Source organism: Halochromatium sp. NSM3 (assembly GCF_059621085.1).
In genome coordinates this window covers 42,454-61,406 of record NZ_JCAQIA010000011.1, presented here as the reverse complement: position 1 = coordinate 61,406, position 18,953 = coordinate 42,454, and the positions used below count along the sequence as shown (strand labels likewise).

Annotated in this window: 13 protein-coding genes and 1 pseudogene; all 14 read right to left on the bottom strand. The window is 65.1% G+C overall.

Going from position 1 to position 18,953, the window contains the following annotated elements; all coding sequences use genetic code 11:
• Nucleotides 1-31: 31 nt before the first annotated feature.
• Nucleotides 32-1,636, bottom strand: a complete 1,605-nt coding sequence (locus AC54T3_RS06715) for a sigma-54-dependent transcriptional regulator (protein WP_496623431.1) — start codon at nt 1,634-1,636, stop codon at nt 32-34.
• 65 nt (nt 1,637-1,701) lie between these two features.
• Nucleotides 1,702-1,902: pseudogene (gene hybE / locus AC54T3_RS06710) on the bottom strand ([NiFe]-hydrogenase assembly chaperone HybE); the annotation flags it as partial.
• A 135-nt stretch (nt 1,903-2,037) separates the two neighbouring features.
• Nucleotides 2,038-2,190 (bottom strand): rubredoxin, encoded by a 153-nt coding sequence (locus AC54T3_RS06705; protein ID WP_496623477.1) that lies wholly within the window; start codon nt 2,188-2,190, stop codon nt 2,038-2,040.
• Nucleotides 2,191-2,225: 35 nt separating this feature from the next.
• Nucleotides 2,226-3,200 carry a hydrogenase expression/formation protein gene (locus AC54T3_RS06700; protein WP_496623430.1) on the bottom strand — a complete coding sequence of 325 codons (975 nt, stop codon included), beginning with the start codon at nt 3,198-3,200 and terminating at the stop codon, nt 2,226-2,228.
• A gap of 69 nt (nt 3,201-3,269) precedes the next feature.
• On the bottom strand, nt 3,270-3,692 hold the full coding sequence (locus AC54T3_RS06695; protein WP_496623429.1) for a hypothetical protein: 423 nt from the start codon (nt 3,690-3,692) through the stop codon (nt 3,270-3,272).
• Entirely contained in the window at nt 3,692-4,612 is a 921-nt protein-coding gene (locus AC54T3_RS06690; protein ID WP_496623427.1) for a HyaD/HybD family hydrogenase maturation endopeptidase, read from the bottom strand. Before AC54T3_RS06690 ends, AC54T3_RS06695 begins: the two co-directional genes overlap by 1 nt.
• Entirely contained in the window at nt 4,609-5,349 is a 741-nt protein-coding gene (cybH, locus tag AC54T3_RS06685; RefSeq protein ID WP_496623425.1) for a Ni/Fe-hydrogenase, b-type cytochrome subunit, read from the bottom strand. The genes AC54T3_RS06690 and cybH overlap by 4 nt, the downstream gene beginning before the upstream one ends.
• Before the next feature lie 10 nt (nt 5,350-5,359).
• The gene (locus AC54T3_RS06680) at nt 5,360-7,255 is read right to left on the bottom strand and encodes a nickel-dependent hydrogenase large subunit (protein WP_496623423.1); all 1,896 of its coding nucleotides are present in this window, start codon (nt 7,253-7,255) and stop codon (nt 5,360-5,362) included.
• Entirely contained in the window at nt 7,252-8,373 is a 1,122-nt protein-coding gene (locus AC54T3_RS06675) for a hydrogenase small subunit (protein WP_496623421.1), read from the bottom strand. Before AC54T3_RS06675 ends, AC54T3_RS06680 begins: the two co-directional genes overlap by 4 nt.
• Nucleotides 8,374-8,738: 365 nt before the next feature.
• Nucleotides 8,739-10,421, bottom strand: coding sequence for a methyl-accepting chemotaxis protein (locus tag AC54T3_RS06670; protein ID WP_496623419.1), 1,683 nt, complete (start codon nt 10,419-10,421; stop codon nt 8,739-8,741).
• A 268-nt stretch (nt 10,422-10,689) separates the two neighbouring features.
• Nucleotides 10,690-12,168, bottom strand: coding sequence for a nickel-dependent hydrogenase large subunit (locus tag AC54T3_RS06665; RefSeq protein ID WP_496623418.1), 1,479 nt, complete (start codon nt 12,166-12,168; stop codon nt 10,690-10,692).
• A gap of 13 nt (nt 12,169-12,181) precedes the next feature.
• On the bottom strand, nt 12,182-13,177 hold the full coding sequence (locus AC54T3_RS06660) for an NADH-quinone oxidoreductase subunit B family protein (protein WP_496623416.1): 996 nt from the start codon (nt 13,175-13,177) through the stop codon (nt 12,182-12,184).
• 17 nt (nt 13,178-13,194) lie between these two features.
• Nucleotides 13,195-14,622, bottom strand: a complete 1,428-nt coding sequence (locus AC54T3_RS06655) for a sensor histidine kinase (RefSeq protein ID WP_496623414.1) — start codon at nt 14,620-14,622, stop codon at nt 13,195-13,197.
• A complete protein-coding gene (purL, locus tag AC54T3_RS06650; protein WP_496623413.1) occupies nt 14,615-18,748 on the bottom strand; it encodes a phosphoribosylformylglycinamidine synthase in 4,134 nt (1,377 codons plus the stop codon). Before purL ends, AC54T3_RS06655 begins: the two co-directional genes overlap by 8 nt.
• Between the last annotated feature and the right edge of the window lie 205 nt (nt 18,749-18,953).

Genomic DNA, 18,953 nt, shown 5'->3' with positions numbered 1-18,953 from the left:
CCGGCTCTAACGAACGATCAAGCTCGTGCGCTCAACCTGGACCTTGTGACTCCTGCTCGAGCTGATAGCGCTCTAGCTTGTTATTGAGCCCGACCCGCGAGAGGCCGAGCGCCTGTGCGGCACGCGTCTTGTTCCAACCGCAGCGCTCGAGGGTCTCGCTTAAGATCTGCCGCTCTAGCTGCTCGACGCGGTCCTTGAGGCTGAGTGCTGCTGAGGCTGAGGCAGATGCCGCTGTTGGCGCGAGTGAGTATGCGGTGGCAAACTCGGCCGAGGCACGTTCGCCCGATACACGCTCGGCTAATCCGCGCTCCGCAGGTGAAGGCTCACTGGCCGGCATAGCGCCCAAGGGTGCCGTCATGGCGTCTGGTGCTACGATCGCGGACCTGACCGTTGTCGCAGCCCTGATCCGTGAGTTCAGATCCTCAACGCCCAGGGCCTTGCGACCGCTGCCCAGCACCAACAGCCGCTGGATCTCGTTGGTCAGCTCGCGCACGTTGCCGGGCCAGTGATAACGCTCGAGCTGCGCCAGCGCCGCCTCACTCAACTCGGGCCGCGCGACGCCGAACGCGGTGGCGGCGTTGTCGAGCAGCCGCTCACAGAGCGGCGCGATATCCTCTGGCCGCTCGCGCAGCGGTGGCAGGCGCAGGGTCACGCCGGCGAGGCGATAGTAGAGATCGGCGCGAAAGCTGCCTTCGGCCATCGCCTGGTCTAGATCGCGGTTGGTGGCGGCAACCACGCGCACATCGATACGGCGGCGCTGATTGCTGCCCAGGGGCCGAATCTCGCCCTCTTGTAGCACGCGCAGCAACTTGACCTGGAACGCCGGCGACACATCGCCGATCTCGTCGAGGAAGATGGTGCCGCCATCGGCCTGCTCGAACAGCCCAACCCGGTCCGCCACCGCGCCGGTGAAGGCGCCGCGGCGATGGCCGAATAGCTCGCTCTCGAGTAGCTGATCCGGCAGCGCGCCGCAGTTCTCGGCGACGAAAGGCTGCTCGGCGCGCAGGCTGTTGTAATGCAGCGCGCGCGCGAACAGCTCCTTGCCGGTGCCGGATTCGCCAGTCAGCAGCACCGGGATGTCGTAGGGCGCGAGCCGGGCCAGTTGCTCGCAGATCGCGTGCAGCGGACTGTTCGGCCCGCGCACCACCGCATCGAGCCGAAAGTTACGCCGAACCCGCGTGCGCTGCTCGCTAAGACGGCGCTCCAGGCTCGCCGCTGACATCCGATTCTCGAGCGCTAGGCGCTCGTTCTCGCGCTGCAGCTGATAGAGCCAACAGGCGTTGTCGACGGTCAGTAGTAGATAGTCTGGATGCCAGGGCTTGGTGATGTACTGATAGATGCCGGCGCGGTTGATGCCATCGATGATGTCCTCGGCATCGGTGTAGCCGGAGATGATGATGCGCACCACATCCGGCCAACGCTCACGCACCAGTGCCAGCAATTCGACGCCGGTGGTGCCAGGCATGCGCTGGTCTGAGACCACCACCTGCACCCAATCCTCGGCCAGGATGCGCTCGGCCTGCTCGGCATCGAGTGCGCTGCGCACCTCGAAGCGCTCGTCGAGGATGCGCGCCATGGTCTCAAGTGAGAGCGGCTCATCATCGACGATGAGGACGGTCGGGCGCGGATCGGACATTGGCGGTCGCACTCGGGCGGGTGTGGACGGCCACCCATTTTAGACGAGCCAGCTGCGGGGTGGGATCGATGCCTGGACTCGGGGCCTGGGATCAACACCAGATTCATGCACCAAGGGGTCAGCAGCACGCCGATCCAATCGCCTTGCCAGCGGCGGCCGGCAACCACCGCGACCCGTAGCCCCGGATGCAGGATCGGTAAGCCGAGCATGCGCTGTTGATGGATCTGCTCGAAGGCGTTGGCGAGGCTTCGCTCAAGATCACCCATCAAGGTGGATTGTTTGCCCGTCACGGCCGGTTCGCTCTCAACATCATGCGAGCATCGGCGATCGCGTCCTCGCATGCAAGCCAGGTATCGGACACACGCTCCGACGCCAGCATCCATGCAGGCAGGGGTGATCGATCAGCCGCATATTAGGTAGGCCTCCTTGGCCGCATCGCACTGTGGGCAGCGCCAGTCTGATGGCAGAGCCTCAAATGGGGTCCCGGGCGCGATCTGCCCCAGCTCATCCCCCAGCGCCGGGTCATAGACCTGCCAACAGATGCGGCATTCCATGCGCTGGTGCATCAAAGCTTGGGCTTGGGGCAAGCTCATTGCAGCGCCTCTAGAATCTCCGCCAGCCGCTCGGCACTATCGTCGATATCCTCCTGCGCGGCGAGCGCTGCGGCTGGCACATCGGTGGCTTCGAGCGTATTCAGGATGAGCCGGTCATCGCTGTTGAAGTACTGCACCCACCAGAGATCTCGGGTTCGGGTCGCGGTGATGCGGCAGTTGCCATAGCCGCGCGAGAGGATCTGCGTCGAGCCGATACCCAGCTGTTCCTCAAGGTAAGCAAGGTCGGCCTCGGTCTGCGGCAGCAGGCTGAGATTGATCACCCTGACCCGCTCGGTGTGGTTTGTGATCGCCCGCGCCTCCAGTGCCGCAGCGAGTTCGGCAAGCACACCTGGGGCATTCATCAGCCCGCTCATCGCGCGGTCTTCGAGATCGATGTCGGCCTTGGCATCCGCGAAGGTACCGAAGCGCACGAAACCAGGTACCGCGCAGACCTCGAGGACGTCTCGACGCAGTGTCCCGTCCGGGTGATGCTCACGCACGTGCCAGATACCGGCGAGCCGAGTTTCCTGTGCCGTCCGCTCGAGCGCGGGCGGGAGCGACATCGCCAGGGGCATCGAACCGGCCGCCGACGAGGCTGATGCGCCTGGCAAGTCGAAGTCATTCGAGACGGCGCTCGGGCCGGCCGAACGGATGCTCACCTCGCCCTCCCCGAGCGTCTCCAGAACGAGCTGTCGATCGCGCGGCGCCAGATGCACCAGGTCCATTACCTGCGGCAGAGCACCGACCCGGTAGCCCGAGAGCAGCCGATGCAATGCGCCGAGGAACGCGAGTCCACGGTTGCACTCGGCGACCTCCTCTGGTTCCGGCAGCACCGGCGGCCGGTAGGTCTGCATGGCGCTCGGCATCGCCAAGTATTCCAACGCGACCTCATCATCTCCAACCGGCTGGGTTCCAGGACCGACGGCACCGATCGGGAGTGGCCGGGGCTCGTGGTTGGGCAGATTGTTCATGACTGGCTCCTAGATCAGATGGCCCAAAAGAAACGCCGGGCATACTTGCTGTTGATCGATGTACCCGCGCTAACCCGGCGCCTGCTCGAACTGAATCGCTATCCCAATCCCCGGCGGGCGCGTCGGCCCGGCCTCCAGTAGCCGCAAGAACTCGGCCAGGTATTCAGCCCAGTCGCGCACCCGGCTAATAGCGCCAAGATAGGCATCGCCGCGCAGTAGGATCAGGGCCGGGACGCGACTGACGCCATAGCGGTCCAACAAGACCTTCTCGGCATCGGGCCCGATGAGGGCCGCGTCGAAGCACCCGGAGAAGGCAGCGATCAGCTCCGGCAGGATCACCGCGACATCCAACGCCTCTGGATACTTGGCCGGATCGCCGGCGATGAACAGCAGATGATGGCCATCGCGTGCAATGAAGGCCTCGACATCATCGCCCCCGAGTTGCGGCAGGCCATGACGTTCGGTCAAGGCATCGATCAGAGGTGCGAGCATTAGTTCATCCTTTCCGTTGTGATCGGTTCAGTCGTCCAGCCTGCGCTCGGCCCGACGCACGGATCAGGGCTCAGGCACCCTGTTTGGCTCTCGCTCGGATGGGCCAAGTCCGCTGTGCTCGGCGTGATCCTCCTTGCCAGCAACCGTTCATCACCGGTGCGACAGGCCAGCTCCGGCGGCGGCCGTCCGAACTCATAGGCGGCGAGATCCAGCGCTGGATGTGGTAGATCTGGTCGCACATCTTGACCCATAGCAGACCAGGCCTCAGCTTTCGCCGAATGGGCACCGGTCCCCATGCGCCTTGAGGCAATCGGACCAGCGCTAGCGCCCGCAGCTGCGCCAACAACCGCATCGGCAGCCGCAGCCGATGCAGTATCTCCGAGCGGCCTGATCCCAAGCTCGGCCAGATAATCCAGGGCCATCTCGATAGCCGGGTCAAGCGCCGCCTTGATCTCGGGCCGCAGGCTACCGCCAAAGTCCTCTAGCTCGACCGGTTGGACACCGATCAGAAGCAGACGGTCAGGCGCGTCGCCGAGCAGATCGGCCAGCGCCAGGACCTCCTGGAAGCCGGTCTGATGCAGGCTCATCTTCTTGGCGCCGAGGAACTGCGGCACCGCATTGCCCTCGACCCGCTTCAGCGCCCCCGGCGGCAAGCCATAGTCGACCGCATCGAAGACCACCAGTACATCGGCCGCGCGCACCTGATCGACCAGGTAGAGACCCTGGGTGCCACCGTCGAGTAAGGTGACATTCGGCCCGAAGCGATACCTTGAGGCCATCGCCTCGATACAGCGCACGCCAAAGCCCTCATCGGCCCAAAGCAGATTGCCGATCCCAAGCAGCAGCACACGCGGCTCCTGAGCCAGCGCTCCACCGGAATCACTCCCCACTCCCCACTCAGCACTCACCACTTTCTTCATGGCCGGTCATCCTTAAACATCCGCCAGCCGCTGATCATGGTGCTGATCAGGCTCTGACGCGACATCACGTCCTCGCGGATGGCGGTATAGACGTGCAACATCACGAAGACGACGATCACCCACATGCCCCAATGGTGCCAGATGCGCACGTCCTGACTCTGACCGACCAGCGGGATCACCCAGCCGAACAGCTCGTCCTGCCAGCTACCGAGCCCGGCCTGCTCCGAATAGAGCGCGAAGCCGGTAACGATCATCACCAGGCCGCCGACGGTGATGATGACGACCATGAACAGATGCGCGAGCGGATTGTGCCCATAGTACTTGTGCGGCTCGGGCTCTTTGAATGCATACCAGCGCACCTCGTGCCAGAGTTCGCTCCAAAAGCTGCGACGCCAGAACGGCAGGGTGAACAGCTGCCGCGAGTAGCGGTTGCCGACAAAGGCCCAGTAGATCCGAAACAGGAAGCCAAACGCGAACACATAGCCGGCGGCGAAATGGAAGAAGCGCATATAGCCCATCACGAAGTGATCACTCGCCTCGCCGGTGACGGTCGGCAACGGGTTGGCGATGAACCAGCCGGTGACGGCCAACACCGTGATCGAGAGCGCGTTGACCCAGTGCCAGACCCGCAGCGGCGCCTGGTAGACATAGACTGCGGTGCGTTTGGTGACCGGGATACCAGCGCGGCGTTTTTGGCGCCGCTTCTCGCTCAGGAGGTCTTCTGATGTGGTACTCATCGGCAACCTCCTAACGCACCTTGATGCGGGTCATTTCCTGGCCGTCCGGCGCCATCACATGCGTCGAGCAGGCCAGGCATGGATCGAAGCTGTGCAGGGTGCGCAGGATCTCGAGCGGCTCATCGGCCTTGGCCAATGGCGTATTCATCAGCGCCGCCTCGAAGGCACCGATATTCCCTTGCGGATCGCGCGGAGAGCCATTCCAGGTAGTCGGCACCACGGCTTGATAATTGGCGATCTTGCCCTTCTCGATCACGATCCAGTGGCCGAGCGCGCCGCGCGGGGCCTCGGCGGTTCCCACGCCCTTGGCATGCTTCGGCCAGCGACTTGGCTCCCATTTGTCGGTGTTCGCGGTCGCGGTGTCGCCGGCCTTGATAGTCGCCATCAGCTTGTCCTGGAAGTAGCGCATTTTGTGCGCCGCCCAAGAGGCCTCGAGTCCGCGCGCGGCGGTGCGTCCCAGAGTCGAGAACAGCGCACTCAGCGGCAGGTCCAGATCCTTGAGCAGCTTGTCGACCGGCTCCTTGAACTCCGGGTTGCCCTGCGCATAGCCGATGACGTAGCGTGCCAGCGGCCCGACTTCCATCGCATGGCCACGCCAGCGCGGGGCCTTGATCCAAGAGTACTTGGCGCCCTCGTCGACCGCCTCGATGCGGGTCGAGGTGCCCTTGGCGTTGGGGCCGAGCTGATAGTTTGCCTCGGTGACACCGTCCCAAGGGTGCAGCCCCTTGGACTCGTCGTCGTAGCGGAACCAGGAGTGGTCGACGAACTCCTGGATCTGCTCCGGGTCGCGCAGATCGACCTCGTGGATCTTGGAGAGATCGCCGTTGATGATGGCGCCGCGCGGCAGCAGCAGGTTGCTGGCCGAATCGTCGTTGGCGTGATCCGGGATGTCGCCGTAGGACATCACCGCCCGACTGCTCAGACCGCCGCCGTAGGTCCAGTCCTTGTAGTAGGAGGCGATCGCGCGCAGGTCCGGGATGTAGACGCGATCGATGAAATCGATAGTCCGGTCGATAATGCCGGACACCAGATTCAGCCGCTCCATGTTGACCGCGCCGACGGCGCCGACCTCGTGGACATTGATCGCGCAGGGCATGCCGCCGACCAACCAGTTCGGATGCGGATTCTTGCCGCCGTAAATGGTGTGGATCTTGACGATCTCCTTCTGGAAATCGAGCGCCTCCAGATAATGCGCGACCGCCATCAGATTGGCCTCGGGCGGCAGCTTGTAGGCCGGATTGCCCCAGTAGCCGTTCATGAATGGGCCGAGCTGCCCGGACTCGACGAAACGCTTGATCCGGTTCTGCACGTCGCGGAAGTAGCCGGGCGAGGACATCGGCCAGTCGCTGATCGACTGCGCCAGCGCCGAGGTCGCCTTCGGGTCGGCCTTCAGCGCGGCCACCACGTCCACCCAGTCGAGCGCATGCAGATGGTAGAAGTGGACCAGGTGGTCATGCGCCTGCAGCGTCAGCTGCATGATGTTGCGGATCGAGTTGGCGTTCTCCGGGATCGGGATGCCGAGCGCATCCTCGACCGCACGCACGCTGGCCAGTGCATGGGTGCCGGTGCAGACGCCGCAGATGCGCTCGGTGAAGGCCCAGGCATCGCGCGGATCGCGGCCACGGAGGATCACCTCGAGCCCGCGCCACATGGTGCCGGTCGAGACCGCGTTGCGGATCACATTGTTCTCGTCCAGGTTGACCTCGCAACGCATGTGGCCTTCGATCCGGGTCACCGGATCGACGACGACGCGCTTGCCGCTGTTGTCGAGACTGAAGCCGTTCGGGGTCTGGATCTGCGGCTGGGCCGGCGCTTGAGCTTGGTCTTGGACTTCGGGCTGGGCGGCGGCCTCACTCTGGTTATGCGGTTGAGGCTGGCTCTGGGTTATATTCGGGGTCGCGGTCATCGGTCGTCACCTGCCGGGGTGGAATCTGCCGGATTGGAAGGGCTGGGCTCGTGCTGTTGCTGCTTGGCGCGATGAACGGCCGAATAGGCGGCATGGGCACCGATAGCGGCGCCGACCACCCCGACCGCGCCCAGCCCGACCTTGTCGGCATTGGCCTCGACGCCGAAGGCGTGGGTATCGGTCACGTGCTGATAGAAGCTGCCCTTGTCCCAGAAGCCGTCCTCGGAGCAGCCAATGCAGCCATGGCCAGACTGGATCGGGAAGGACACGCCATTGTTCCAGCGCACCGTCGAGCAGGCGTTATAGGTCGTCGGACCCTTGCAGCCCATCTTGTACAGGCAGTAGCCCTTGCGCGCGCCCTCGTCGTCCCAGTCCTCGACGAACTGGCCGGCATCGAAGTGCGGCCGCCGATAGCACTTGTCGTGGATGCGCTGGCCGTAGAACATGACCGGCCGGCCCTGGCGGTCGAGCTGCGGGATGCGCTCAAAGGTCAGCATGTAGGTGAGCACCCCGGTCATCACCTCGGCGATCGGCGGACAGCCGGGCACCTTGATAATCGGCTTGTCGCGGATCACCTGATCGATCGGCGTCGCCTGGGTCGGGTTCGGACGCGCGGCCTGCACGCAGCCCCAGGAGGCACAACTGCCCCAAGAGATGATCGCCTTGCAGTCCTTGGCCACCTCCTGCAACTGCTCGAGGAACGGCCGGCCGCCGATGATGCAGCTCATCCCCTCCTGATTCAGCGGCGGGTTGCCCTCGACCGCGAGGATGTAGTTGCCCTTGTACTTGTGCGTGATCTCCTCGAGGATGGCCTCAGCCTGATGCCCGGCCGAGGCCATGATCAGGTCGTCGTAGTCGAGCGAGATCATCGACAGCACCACATCCGAGACCAACGGATGGGCGGAGCGGATGAAGGACTCGGAGCAGCAGGTGCACTCAAGCCCATGCAGCCAGAGCACCGGCGTGCGCGGCTTGGTCTCCATGGCATGGGCGATCTTGCCGGCGAAGCTCGGCGCCAGGCCGAGCGCGGTCGCCGTGAGGCTGCAGTATTTGATGAAGCTGCGCCGGGTAATCCCCTGGCGGCGCATCACCTCATAGAAGGTTTCGGTGGTTGGCATCGGCGCTTGGCCCTCTTTCGGTCCCCTCGGGTTTCTCACTGACAATTGTCAATGCAGGGGCCGGGCCAGCTTTAAAACTTACTTAAAAACCAATATCTTATGCATACAATATTGCGGTCGATCAACTTTTAGATCGATAACATTCTTTACGGTTTACGCCAAATTGAAAACTTTCTATACAGAGCGCCTCAAGTCGTCATCCTCGCCATCTTCCTGATCACCAAGAGAGCCTATCGTCCTGAACAGCAACCGCATCATCCAACACCTCCAAGAAGGCGATGACCAACTACTTGGCGAATCAGAATACGAACTGATGCTGAGCGAGCGCGCTAACCGGCAGCGCTACGCTTCGTGCCGCGTAGCTCCTAGAAGCTCGCCCATTCGTCCTCGGCCGGCGACGTGGAAGAACGCCGCGCCGTCGGACGAGGCGTAACGGGCGATTCCTGCTTGGGTCGCCCCAAGCGTGCGGTTGGCGTCGCAGCGGGCGTCTCGCCGCTCAGGCGGAACGAGCCGATCAGAGCGTTGAGCCGTTCGGCCTGTTTGCGCATCTCGCTGGACGCCGCGCTGAGCTGTTCGACCATCGCCGCGTTGTGCTGAGTCATGGTGTCGAGTTCGCTGACGGCGGCGTTGACCTGGCCAATGCCCTGGCTCTGCTCCTTGGTGCCGGCGCTGATATTGCCGATCATGTCGGTGACCTGCTCGATGCTCGAGACGATCTGTTCCATGGTCTGCCCGGTGTGCTTGACTAGTTTATTGCCGGACTGAGTGCGGGCCACCGAAGTATCGATCAGTTCGCGGATGTTCTTCGACGCTTCGCCGGAGCGGCTGGCCAGGGTCCGAACTTCCTGAGCGACGACCGCGAAGCCGCGGCCGTGGTCGCCGGCACGGGCCGCTTCGACCGAGGCGTTGAGCGCTAGGATGTTGGTCTGGAAGGCGATGCCGTCGATCATGCCGATGATTTCACTGATCGCCAAGGCCGAGGTGTTGATCTCATCCATGGTGCGCTCCAGCTGCTGCATCGCCTTGTGACCCTCGCGGGCGACGTCGGCCGTCGAGTTGACCAGTTGACTGGCCTGCATGGCGGCTTCCGAGGTGTTGCTGACGGTCGCCGAGATCTGCTCCATCGACGCCGAAGTCTCCTGCAGGCTGGAAGCCGCCTGTTCGGTCCGAGTGGCGAGATCCACACTGCCACTGGCGATCTCGTCGGACGCAATGCTCACGCCCTGGGTGCTGGTGCGCACCGCCTTCAGGGTCGAGTCGATGTAGGCGATGAAGTCGTCGAACTGGCTCGCCAGCTCGCCGATCTCGTCACGGCGGGACGAGTCGATACGCGCGGTCAGGTCGCCGTCGCCCTCGGAGATATCCTTGATCCGCGCGGTGACGGCGCGGATCGCTCGGGACATCAGCAGCGGCCCGAGCAGGGCGAGGGTCGTCGCGGCGAAAAACACCGCCAGCGAGAACAGACCGATGATCCAGCGCTGCGTCTTGATCTGTGCCAGCGACAGGGCCTGGAGTTCGGCGACCTTGGCGTCGGCCGCCTCACCGCCCAAGTTGTAGACCTCACGCAAGGCGCCGAACGCCTGCAGCGAGGCGCCGTCGGAGAGTGTCGTTGCCGCCGCGCTGTTACCCGCCGCCTGCAGTTCGAACACGCGGCTGGAGTGCTGCGACCAGGCTTCAAAAAGCCCATCGAATGCCGTGAGCTTGGCGACGACATCGGGATAACCGGCCATCAGCGTCTTGAAGTCCTGCATGCGATCGAAGGCCTGCTGGGCGTTCTCCCGATAGTCGGTTCGCGCGCTCTGTGCCTTGTCGGTGTCCGGCGCGGCGCGCAGGTATTCCATCTCGGCTAGCCGTGCTTGATAGAGGTCGCGATCGGCGTTGAGGACGTTCGAGATGGCTTGGTTGAAGGTGGTGCTGAATTCGACCATTCGCCCCTTGAGCGATTCGACGAGGAAGAAGTTGGCGACGACGACAATGAGCAGCGACAGCGCCACGCCGATGAAGGCGCTGGCATACTTGACGCTGATCCGGTGGATGTTTATTAGCATGAATTAGCCTCTCAAAAGCCATTTAAGCTCGGAACTTAGCCGCCGAGATAGGGTGCATTATGGCTCTCCCCGGATTGCGGCGGCGCGGGCGCGGATCTCGTAGGCCTCGTTGCCGTGTACCGGGGTCAAGACGCTCTCGGGGTGTTTCCGTGCGTCCGACGAGTCTGAGTACCTGTATTCGCGCATCTGAAGGCCCGCATGTCCGGGCCGGGATGGTGACTCGTCAGCTAGGGGAGATGGCACTACCGACGCAGACCCAGGCTAGCGGTTAGTGAACGGTGCAAACCATACAAGGATCGAACGAGCGCACGATATGCTGCGCGGCAATCGCTGTCTGCTCGCCCGGTCGGATCGGCGCGCCGACCAGGGCCTGCTCGAGCGGTCCTGGAACGCCGCGCGCGTCGCGCGGTGAGAAGTTCCAAGTGGTGGGAGCGATAATCTGATAGTTGAGGATGCGCCCGTGGCGGACCTGGAGCCAATGGCCAAGGCTGCCGCGAGCAGCTTCAGTAAGGCCGACCGCCTCACCCTCGTCCGGCAATCGCGCCGGCTCGCAGAAGGGCTCGCCTGGGCGCAGGGCGCGCACCCAGGCTTCCATTGCAATGATCAGCCGTGCGCTCTCGAGCAGTCGGGCGACGACGCGATTGTGCACATTGGTGCCCGCGCTCGATACCAGGTCGCGGATCAGAGGCTGGCCATCGATGTGCTGGCGGGCCACTGCGCCGACCTCCACTGGCTGGCCCGCCAGACGCGGCGCCTTGCACCAGCTGTAGGCATCGGGCTTGTCGGCATCCGGGAGGCTCACCCCACAGCTCGGGTGCAGCGGCTCGCCGCCGCGCATCCAGCTCGTGCTCAGATCCTCGGTGACCTGCGCAAGATCCAGCTCAAGGTCGCGGCCCTCATCATCGTCGCCACTCCCGTACCAGAGGCCACGGCGGAAGCCGGTGTGGCACAGCGGCTCACCATCGCGCAGGAAGCTGCCGACGCTCATCAAGCGTCCCGGACCAGGACCCAGTCGATCAAGCCCGAGCGCCCGGGAGACTTGCAGAAAGCGTCGAAGATCGCCCTGCTCCACCGGCGCCGAGGCTGCCCAAGCCTCGAGCGCATCGGCGCTGTCGAGTGCGACCAGGGTCTCGAGGCGGTCGCCGAAGGTCTGCTGCTCCAAGAAGTCTCGCACCGCAGCCAGGGTTGCCAACAGATGCAGCCGTTCCTGCGGCTGCACCGGCTTGGTCGAGCCACCTGGTTGTAGGCTAAGCGAATGCGGCCACTTGCCGGCGAGCGTGCCCATCAGGTGCAGCAACTCGGCACGGGCCCGGATTACGGCGCCTGAGGCTCTGCCAGTCAATGCCCGAAACCGCTGCTCGATCGCCGCATACCAGGGCTCATCGGCGTAGACCTCGCGGGCGAAATCGGGCATGAAGAACAGATAGAAGTGGCTCAGGTGATCGGCCAGGTTCTCACAGGCCAGCACCAGGTTGGTCGCCAGCTCCCCGTTCGGCGGCATCCACACCCCGCCGAGATCGGCCAGCGCACGGGCGCCAGCCAGCGATTGGCTGACCGAGCAGATGCCGCAGATGCGCGGCACGATCACCAACGCATCCAGCGGTTCCTTGCCATGCAGGATCTGCTCGAAGCCGCGATACAGGGGCGAATTGACCCGCGCCGACCGCACGGCGCCATCGGCGATCTCGAGCCGCACCTCGAGATCACCCTCGACACGATTGAAGGGGCCGAGCACCAGCGTTTTCATCGGCAACGCAGCATCAGCGAGGCTTTGGTTTTCGAATGCTCGGCGACACCGCGATGTGGTCCGAGACCGCATTGCGGCGCAGACGCTCTGGGGTCGCGGCCTTACTCAAGGAAGCGAGCGCGATGAACCAGGCGCGCGGCATATCGGTCGGCAGGCCGACGGGGATACCACCGATGCTCGGGGTGCGCTGAAACAGGTGGCCAGGCTCCTCGAATTCGGGGGCGGTGCAGTTGATGCAGGCATAGCCGCCACGGGTGCAGCTGCCCTCGCCGTTCCAGAGGCGGATATTGCAATCGGCATGGGCCTGGGTGCCAAGGCAACCGAGATGCTCCATCAGGCAGCCGAGGTCCGAGGGCTGCTCGGCGCTGGCTTTGAACTCGTAGAACTCGTTGCGCGGACAGCCATGATGGACGAGCTGATCGGCGAACATCTGCGGCCGGCCGAGCCCGTCCAGGCCGTCAGCATCGAGTTCACCGAGGGCGATCGCGGCCAGCGTCTCGGTGACCCAGTTCGGATGCGTCGGACAGCCGGCGACATTGATCACCGGCAGCCTACCGCTGGAGCGATAGTCGGAGCCGAGCAGGCCGCCGAGGTGGGCGCCGTCGAACTGCAGTCCGCAGGCCTCGGTCGGGTTGGAGCCGCCGGCGGTGATGCCGCCGAACGCGGCGCAGGTGCCGATGGCCAAGGTGTACCTCGAGCGCACCGCGAGCCGCTCGACCCAGTGGATCATCGGCGTCTCGGTGCCGGCCAGACAGTGGAAGCGACCGCTACCATTCGGGCCCCGTAGCATCGAGCCTTCGATGCAGAGCAGGTCCAGCGGTTGCTCGCCGGCGATGACCGCCTGCAGCAGCTCCAGCACCTCGGCGGCGCTGGCCTCGCTCAGCGATGGATGCCAGAGCAGCTCGATGCCCGCCGCGCCAAGCCGCCGCGACAGATCGGGCGACTCGGCGCAGAGCAGCGACATGGTGCAGCCACCACAGCCGCCGGATTGTAGCCAGATTAGGTTCATGCTGTTCGCTCCAGCGTCTAGGTGCGCACCGCTGGCGAGTTGGCTTCGCATGCCGGGGCATGGCGCTCTGAATCGCGCTCCGGACCGCGATCATTTTGATCGCCGGACGGCAACAGCACCCGCGCGATCACGCCGCCCTCGGGATGGTTCTCGATGCTCAGCTCGCCGCCGTGATCCCGCAGGATACCGTAGCTGATCGACAGGCCGAGCCCGGTACCCTTGCCGACCGGCTTGGTGGTAAAGAAGGGATCCATGGCCTTGAGCAGGTCCGCCTCCGCGATGCCAGGGCCGGTATCGCGCAGCGTCAACCAAATGCCGTGCTTGCTGCTCCCGCCGCTCCCGTCGCTCTCTCTGCGACCGGCGGCAACCTCTAGGCGCGCGCTGTCGCAATCCTGCATCGCATCCAGGGCGTTCTCCACCAGGTTCATGACCACCTGATGCAGCTGTCCGGGATGGCCGGTGACCACCAACCGCTCGGGCAGGTCCAGCGCGATGACCAGGTCGCGTCGGCTGCCCTTGGTCACCCAGTGCACCGCAGTGCGGATCACATGCACCAGGTCGAACTCGGTAAACGCCCCCTGCTGCCCGGAGGAGAAGCGTTTCAGATCCTGAACGATGTCACGCACCCGCTCGGCGCCCTCGAGCGTGCCCTTGATCAGCGGCTCGAGATCGGCCAGCAACGACTCGATGCGCAGGTCGTGTTTCAGCGCGACCAGCTCGGGCGGCGGATCGCTCTGATCAATTGCCTCGCAGTAGCGCAGCAGGCGCTCACGGTAGCGCGAGAGCGCATGCACGTTGCCGTAGACGAAGCTGATCGGATTGTTGAGTTCATGGGCAACGCCGGCCACGAGCCGACCCAGCGAGGCCATCTTCTCGGCCCCGATCAGCCGTGTCTGCGCCTGCTTGAGCTGGGTGTAGGCGAATTCGAGTGCCCGATAGGCCTCGCGCAGATCGCCCACTGGACGGCCGATCAGCACCATGCCAACCAGCCGCCCACGGTGATCGTAGCGGGAGGTACAGTTCATCGCCAAGGGCGCATCGTCGCCATCCTGACCGATCAACGCGACCTCGCAGTCGTGCACCGACGCGTGCCGGATGCGGGCGCCGAACCCCTCGGCCTCGGCGAGCGAAGTCGGCGCCATCAGCTCCAGGAACGAGCGCCCGCGCAGTTCCGCCTCGGTGCGTCCGACCAGCTCCTCGAGCGCCTGATTGACCTGCTGCACCCGGCCTTCGACATCGCAGACGATCAGCACATCGGTCATCGATGCAAGCACGCTGGCGATAAAGCGCTGGGCGTCTTCCAGCGCGCTGTTCTTTTGCTCGAGTTCGACCTGGTAGTGGACGAGATCCGCATAGGTCTCGTCCATCTTGCGGATCACCTCGATCCAGGCCGCCTCCCCGGTTGCCAGGCGCGGATCGGCCGCATCCATTGCGGCTTCAGCCAACCCAGGTACGCGCATTGCGGAACAACCGCATCCAGGGACTGTCCTCGCCCCAATCATCGGGATGCCAGGACTGCTGCACGGTACGGAAGATCCGCTCCGGGTGCGGCATCATGATGGTGACGCGACCGTCGGTATTGCAGAGACCAGTGATGCCCTCCGGCGAGCCGTTCGGATTGGCCGGGTAACGGATTGCCGGCGCGCCATCAGCCTCAATGTAGCGTAGCGCGGTCATGGGCTCGGCGGCCTGCTGCTGCGCCGCATCACGAAACTCGGCGCGGCCCTCGCCGTGCGAGACGACGATCGGCATCCGCGCACCCTGCATCCCTTGCAGCAGGATCGATGGCGATGGCCCCACCTCCACCATCAGCAGCCGCGCCTCGAACTGCTCCGAGCGGTTACGGACGAAGTGCGGCCAATGCTCGGTACCGGGGATCAGCTCGCGCAGATTGGCCAGCATCTGGCAGCCGTTACAGACGCCAAGCGCGAAGCTGTCGGCACGCGCGAAGAAGGTCTGGAACTGCTCGCGCACGCGGGGGTTGAATAGGATGGTCTTGGCCCAGCCCTCGCCGGCACCGAGCACGTCGCCATAGCTGAAGCCCCCGCAGGCGGCCAGTCCCTGGAAGCCATCGAGCCCGAGACGGCCCTCAAGCAGGTCGGACATGTGCACATCGATGCAGTCGAAGCCGGCGCGATCGAAGGCGGCGGCCATCTCGATCTGGCCGTTGACGCCCTGCTCGCGCAGCACCGCCAGCCGTGGCCGAGCGCCAGTCGCGATCAGCGGCGCGGCGATGTCCTCGGCCGGATCGAAGGGCAAGGTCGCGCTCAGGCCCGGCTCGTCGGCGGCGATGCGGGCAAATTCCTCATCGGCGCAGTCCGGATTGTCGCGCAGGCGCTGCATCTGCCAGCTGGTTTCGGACCAGACCTGTTGCAGCTCGGCACGGGTCGCCTCGAACAACAGCCGATCGCCTTGGCGGATGCGGATCAGCCCGTCGGCGCGCGGCGCGCCGATCACCTGGCCGCAGGCGCCGAGGCCATGGTCGGCGAGCCGTTGCATCACAGCCGCCCGTTCAGCCGTGGGTACTTGCAGCACGGCGCCAAGTTCTTCGGCGAACAGCGCCGCGAGCGAGTCGCGCCTCGTCACAGTCACAACCCCGCCTCCAGCCACGCCAACGACACCGGGTACCACTGCATCCTGCTGTGCTGTCGAAACCGCCTCGTTTTCGCCGGCCGCACCCCCGAGTCCGGACAGCCCGCCCAGATCGCAGTCGATCCCGCAGCGCCCGGAGAAGGCCATTTCAGAGAGTGTCGCAAGCAGGCCGCCGTCAGAGCGGTCGTGATAGGCGAGCAGCAGCCCGTCGGCACGCAGCCCCTGGATCGCCGCGAAGAAGCCCTTGAGCAGCTCGGGATCATCCAGATCCGGCGGCACCTCGCCAATGCGTTCATAGACCTGGGCCAGCGCCGAGCCGCCGAGTCGATCCTGCCCGCGCCCGAGGTCGATCAGCACCAGCACAGTGTCGCCACGGTCGAGCCGCAGCCAGGGTGTCATGCAGCGGCGCACATCAGGCACCGGCGCCACCGCCGAGACCACCAACGACATAGGCGCGGCCATCTCGACAGGCTCGCGCTCGGCGCCATGCGCGGCAGCATTGCGCAAGCCCTGATCGCTTGGTCGCTCCCAGACCGTCTTCATGCTCATCGAGTCCTTGCCGACGGGGATCGCGATGCCGAGCGCCGGGCAGAGTTCGAGGCCGACTGACCGCACCGTCTCATACAGCCGCGCATCCTCGCCCGGATGTCCAGCCGCAGCCATCCAGTTCGCGGACAGGCGCAGATCGCCGAGCGCGGCGACATCGGCCGCCGCGAGATTGGTGACCGCCTCGGCCACCGCCATCCGCCCAGACGCCGGCGCGTCGAGCAGCGCGATCGGGGCACGCTCACCAACCGACATGGCCTCGCCGTGGAAGCCATCGAAATCGGTCAGCGTGACCGCGCAATCGGCCACCGGCACCTGCCAGGGGCCGACCATCTGATCGCGCGCGACCAAGCCACCGACGCTGCGATCGCCAATCGTGATCAGGAAGCCCTTAGCGGCCACAGTCGGCAAACGCAGTACCCGCCCAACCGCCTCGGCCAGGTCGATTGCAGCCAGATCAAGCTGATCGCCGACGGCAACGACCGAGCTGACGTCGCGCTGCATCTGCGGCGGCTTGCCGAGCAGCAGCGACAGCGGCATCTCGATGGGTACCGAGCCAAACTGGGCGTCCTTGAGGATCAACTGCTCATCATCGGTCGCCGCTCCGACCAGCGCATAGGGGCAGCGCTCGCGCGCGCAGATCGCCTCGAACTCGGCCAGGCGCGCCGGATCGATCGCCAGCACATAGCGCTCCTGCGCCTCGTTGCACCAGATCTCCATCGGCGACATCCCCGGATCGGCATTCGGCACCCGGCGCAGCTCGAAGCGCCCGCCACGGCCGCCATCGTGCACCAATTCCGGCAACGCGTTGGACAGGCCGCCGGCGCCGACATCGTGGATGAACAGGACCGGACTCGCCGCGCCACGCGCATTGCAGCGGTCGATGACCTCCTGACAACGGCGCTGCATCTCCGGGTTGGCGCGCTGCACCGAGGCAAAGTCGAGATCCTCGGCGCTGGCGCCGCTGGCCATACTCGAGGCTGCGCCGCCACCGAGACCGATCAGCATCGCCGGGCCGCCGAGCACGACCAGCGGCGCGCCAGCCGGAAATTCACCCTTCTCGACATGCATTGCGCGCACCGTGCCAACGCCGCCGGCGAGCATAATCGGCTTGTGATAGCCGCGCAGCTCGACGCCGCCCCCGGCGCGCGGTACCTGCTGCTCGAAGCTGCGAAAATAACCGGCCAGGTTCGGGCGACCAAACTCATTGTTGAAGGCGGCGGCGCCGATCGGCCCATCGCGCATAATCTCGAGCGCCGAGCAGATCCTCCCCGGTTTGCCCCAGTCGTGCTCCCAGGGCTGCTCGGCACCGGGGATGCGCAGATTCGAGACCGAGAAGCCGCAGAGACCGGCCTTCGGCTTGGCGCCACGCCCCGTCGCACCCTCGTCGCGGATCTCGCCGCCGGAGCCGGTCGCCGCGCCTGGATCGGGCGCAATCGCGGTTGGATGGTTATGGGTCTCGACCTTGAACAGGATGTGCAGCGGCTCATCGCTGCGTCGATAGCGGCCGTCGCCCTCTCCGGACGCAGCAAAGCGTTTGCCTAGCCAGCCCGCGATCACAGCGGCATTGTCTTTGTAGGCCGAGAGGACGCCCGCCGGTGAGCAGGCTGTGGTGTTGCGGATCATCGCGAACAGCGACTGTGCCTGTAGCTCGCCGTCGATGACCCAATCGGCGTTGAAGATCTTGTGCCGGCAGTGCTCGGAGTTGGCCTGGGCGAACATCATCAACTCAACGTCGGTTGGATCGCGGCCGAGCGCGGTAAACCGCTCGGCGAGATAATCGATCTCGTCGACGGAGAGCGCCAGCCCCAGCTCGCCATTGGCGCGCACCAGCGCCGCGCGTCCGTCGCCCAGCAAGGGGACTCGCGCCAACACGCGCGGCTCGGCCTGCACGAACAAGCGCTCGGCCTCGGCCGGATCACGCAGCACGACCTCGGTCATGCGATCGTGCAGCAGCGCCGCAGCGGTCGCGAGCGCGCTCCCATCGAGCCCTTCTGCGGACATCGGCTGCAAACGATAGGCGGTACCACGCTCGAGCCGCCGCACGGCATCCAGTCCACAATGCTGGGCAATGTCGGTCGCCTTTGATGACCAGGGCGAGATGGTTCCGGGTCTTGGCACCACGAGTAGCAGCGCTTCGTCGGCGAGCACATCGGCGCCAGCGGAGGCGCTTGCGCTGACCCCCAAGCCCTGGGTGGACTCTGCTTTGGACTCCGCCGCTGATTGATCTGGAGACATCTCGGGCGCCGGCCCGTAGCGCAGCAGCCTGATCAGCACGGCCTCTTCTTCGGCATCGAGCGGCCGCGCCAGGTCGGCGAAGTGCAGGAACTCAGCGGACAACTTACAGTCGGGAACAGCGGACGCGCGCAACCGCGCCTCAAGCTTGGACAGACGAAAATCAGACAAAGCGGGCGCGCCGCGCAAGATGCGCATCAAACGGACTCCAAATCAGGAAACGCGGGGATCAACTCGCAGATGATACGCGAGCCCAGAGCCCAGGGTCTGGATCAGCGACAGGCTTCGCATAAACAGCGGCACGCCAACTCACGACGGGCTTGCCGGTGACAGCTGCATGGGTACGTCGGTTTGATCCGACTCTGCGCGCTGCCGACTTCAGTCAACCGGGAGTCAGGGTGCC

What these genes read in the sequence shown, in the direction of transcription:
- AC54T3_RS06715 (WP_496623431.1), bottom strand. Translation starts at nt 1,636, where the DNA reads ATGTCCGATCCGCGCCCGACCGTCCTCATCGTCGATGATGAGCCGCTC.
- AC54T3_RS06705 (WP_496623477.1), bottom strand. Translation starts at nt 2,190, where the DNA reads ATGGAATGCCGCATCTGTTGGCAGGTCTATGACCCGGCGCTGGGGGAT.
- AC54T3_RS06700 (WP_496623430.1), bottom strand. Translation starts at nt 3,200, where the DNA reads ATGAACAATCTGCCCAACCACGAGCCCCGGCCACTCCCGATCGGTGCC.
- AC54T3_RS06695 (WP_496623429.1), bottom strand. Translation starts at nt 3,692, where the DNA reads ATGCTCGCACCTCTGATCGATGCCTTGACCGAACGTCATGGCCTGCCG.
- AC54T3_RS06690 (WP_496623427.1), bottom strand. Translation starts at nt 4,612, where the DNA reads ATGAAGAAAGTGGTGAGTGCTGAGTGGGGAGTGGGGAGTGATTCCGGT.
- cybH (WP_496623425.1), bottom strand. Translation starts at nt 5,349, where the DNA reads ATGAGTACCACATCAGAAGACCTCCTGAGCGAGAAGCGGCGCCAAAAA.
- AC54T3_RS06680 (WP_496623423.1), bottom strand. Translation starts at nt 7,255, where the DNA reads ATGACCGCGACCCCGAATATAACCCAGAGCCAGCCTCAACCGCATAAC.
- AC54T3_RS06675 (WP_496623421.1), bottom strand. Translation starts at nt 8,373, where the DNA reads ATGCCAACCACCGAAACCTTCTATGAGGTGATGCGCCGCCAGGGGATT.
- AC54T3_RS06670 (WP_496623419.1), bottom strand. Translation starts at nt 10,421, where the DNA reads ATGCTAATAAACATCCACCGGATCAGCGTCAAGTATGCCAGCGCCTTC.
- AC54T3_RS06665 (WP_496623418.1), bottom strand. Translation starts at nt 12,168, where the DNA reads ATGAAAACGCTGGTGCTCGGCCCCTTCAATCGTGTCGAGGGTGATCTC.
- AC54T3_RS06660 (WP_496623416.1), bottom strand. Translation starts at nt 13,177, where the DNA reads ATGAACCTAATCTGGCTACAATCCGGCGGCTGTGGTGGCTGCACCATG.
- purL (WP_496623413.1), bottom strand. Translation starts at nt 18,748, where the DNA reads ATGCGCATCTTGCGCGGCGCGCCCGCTTTGTCTGATTTTCGTCTGTCC.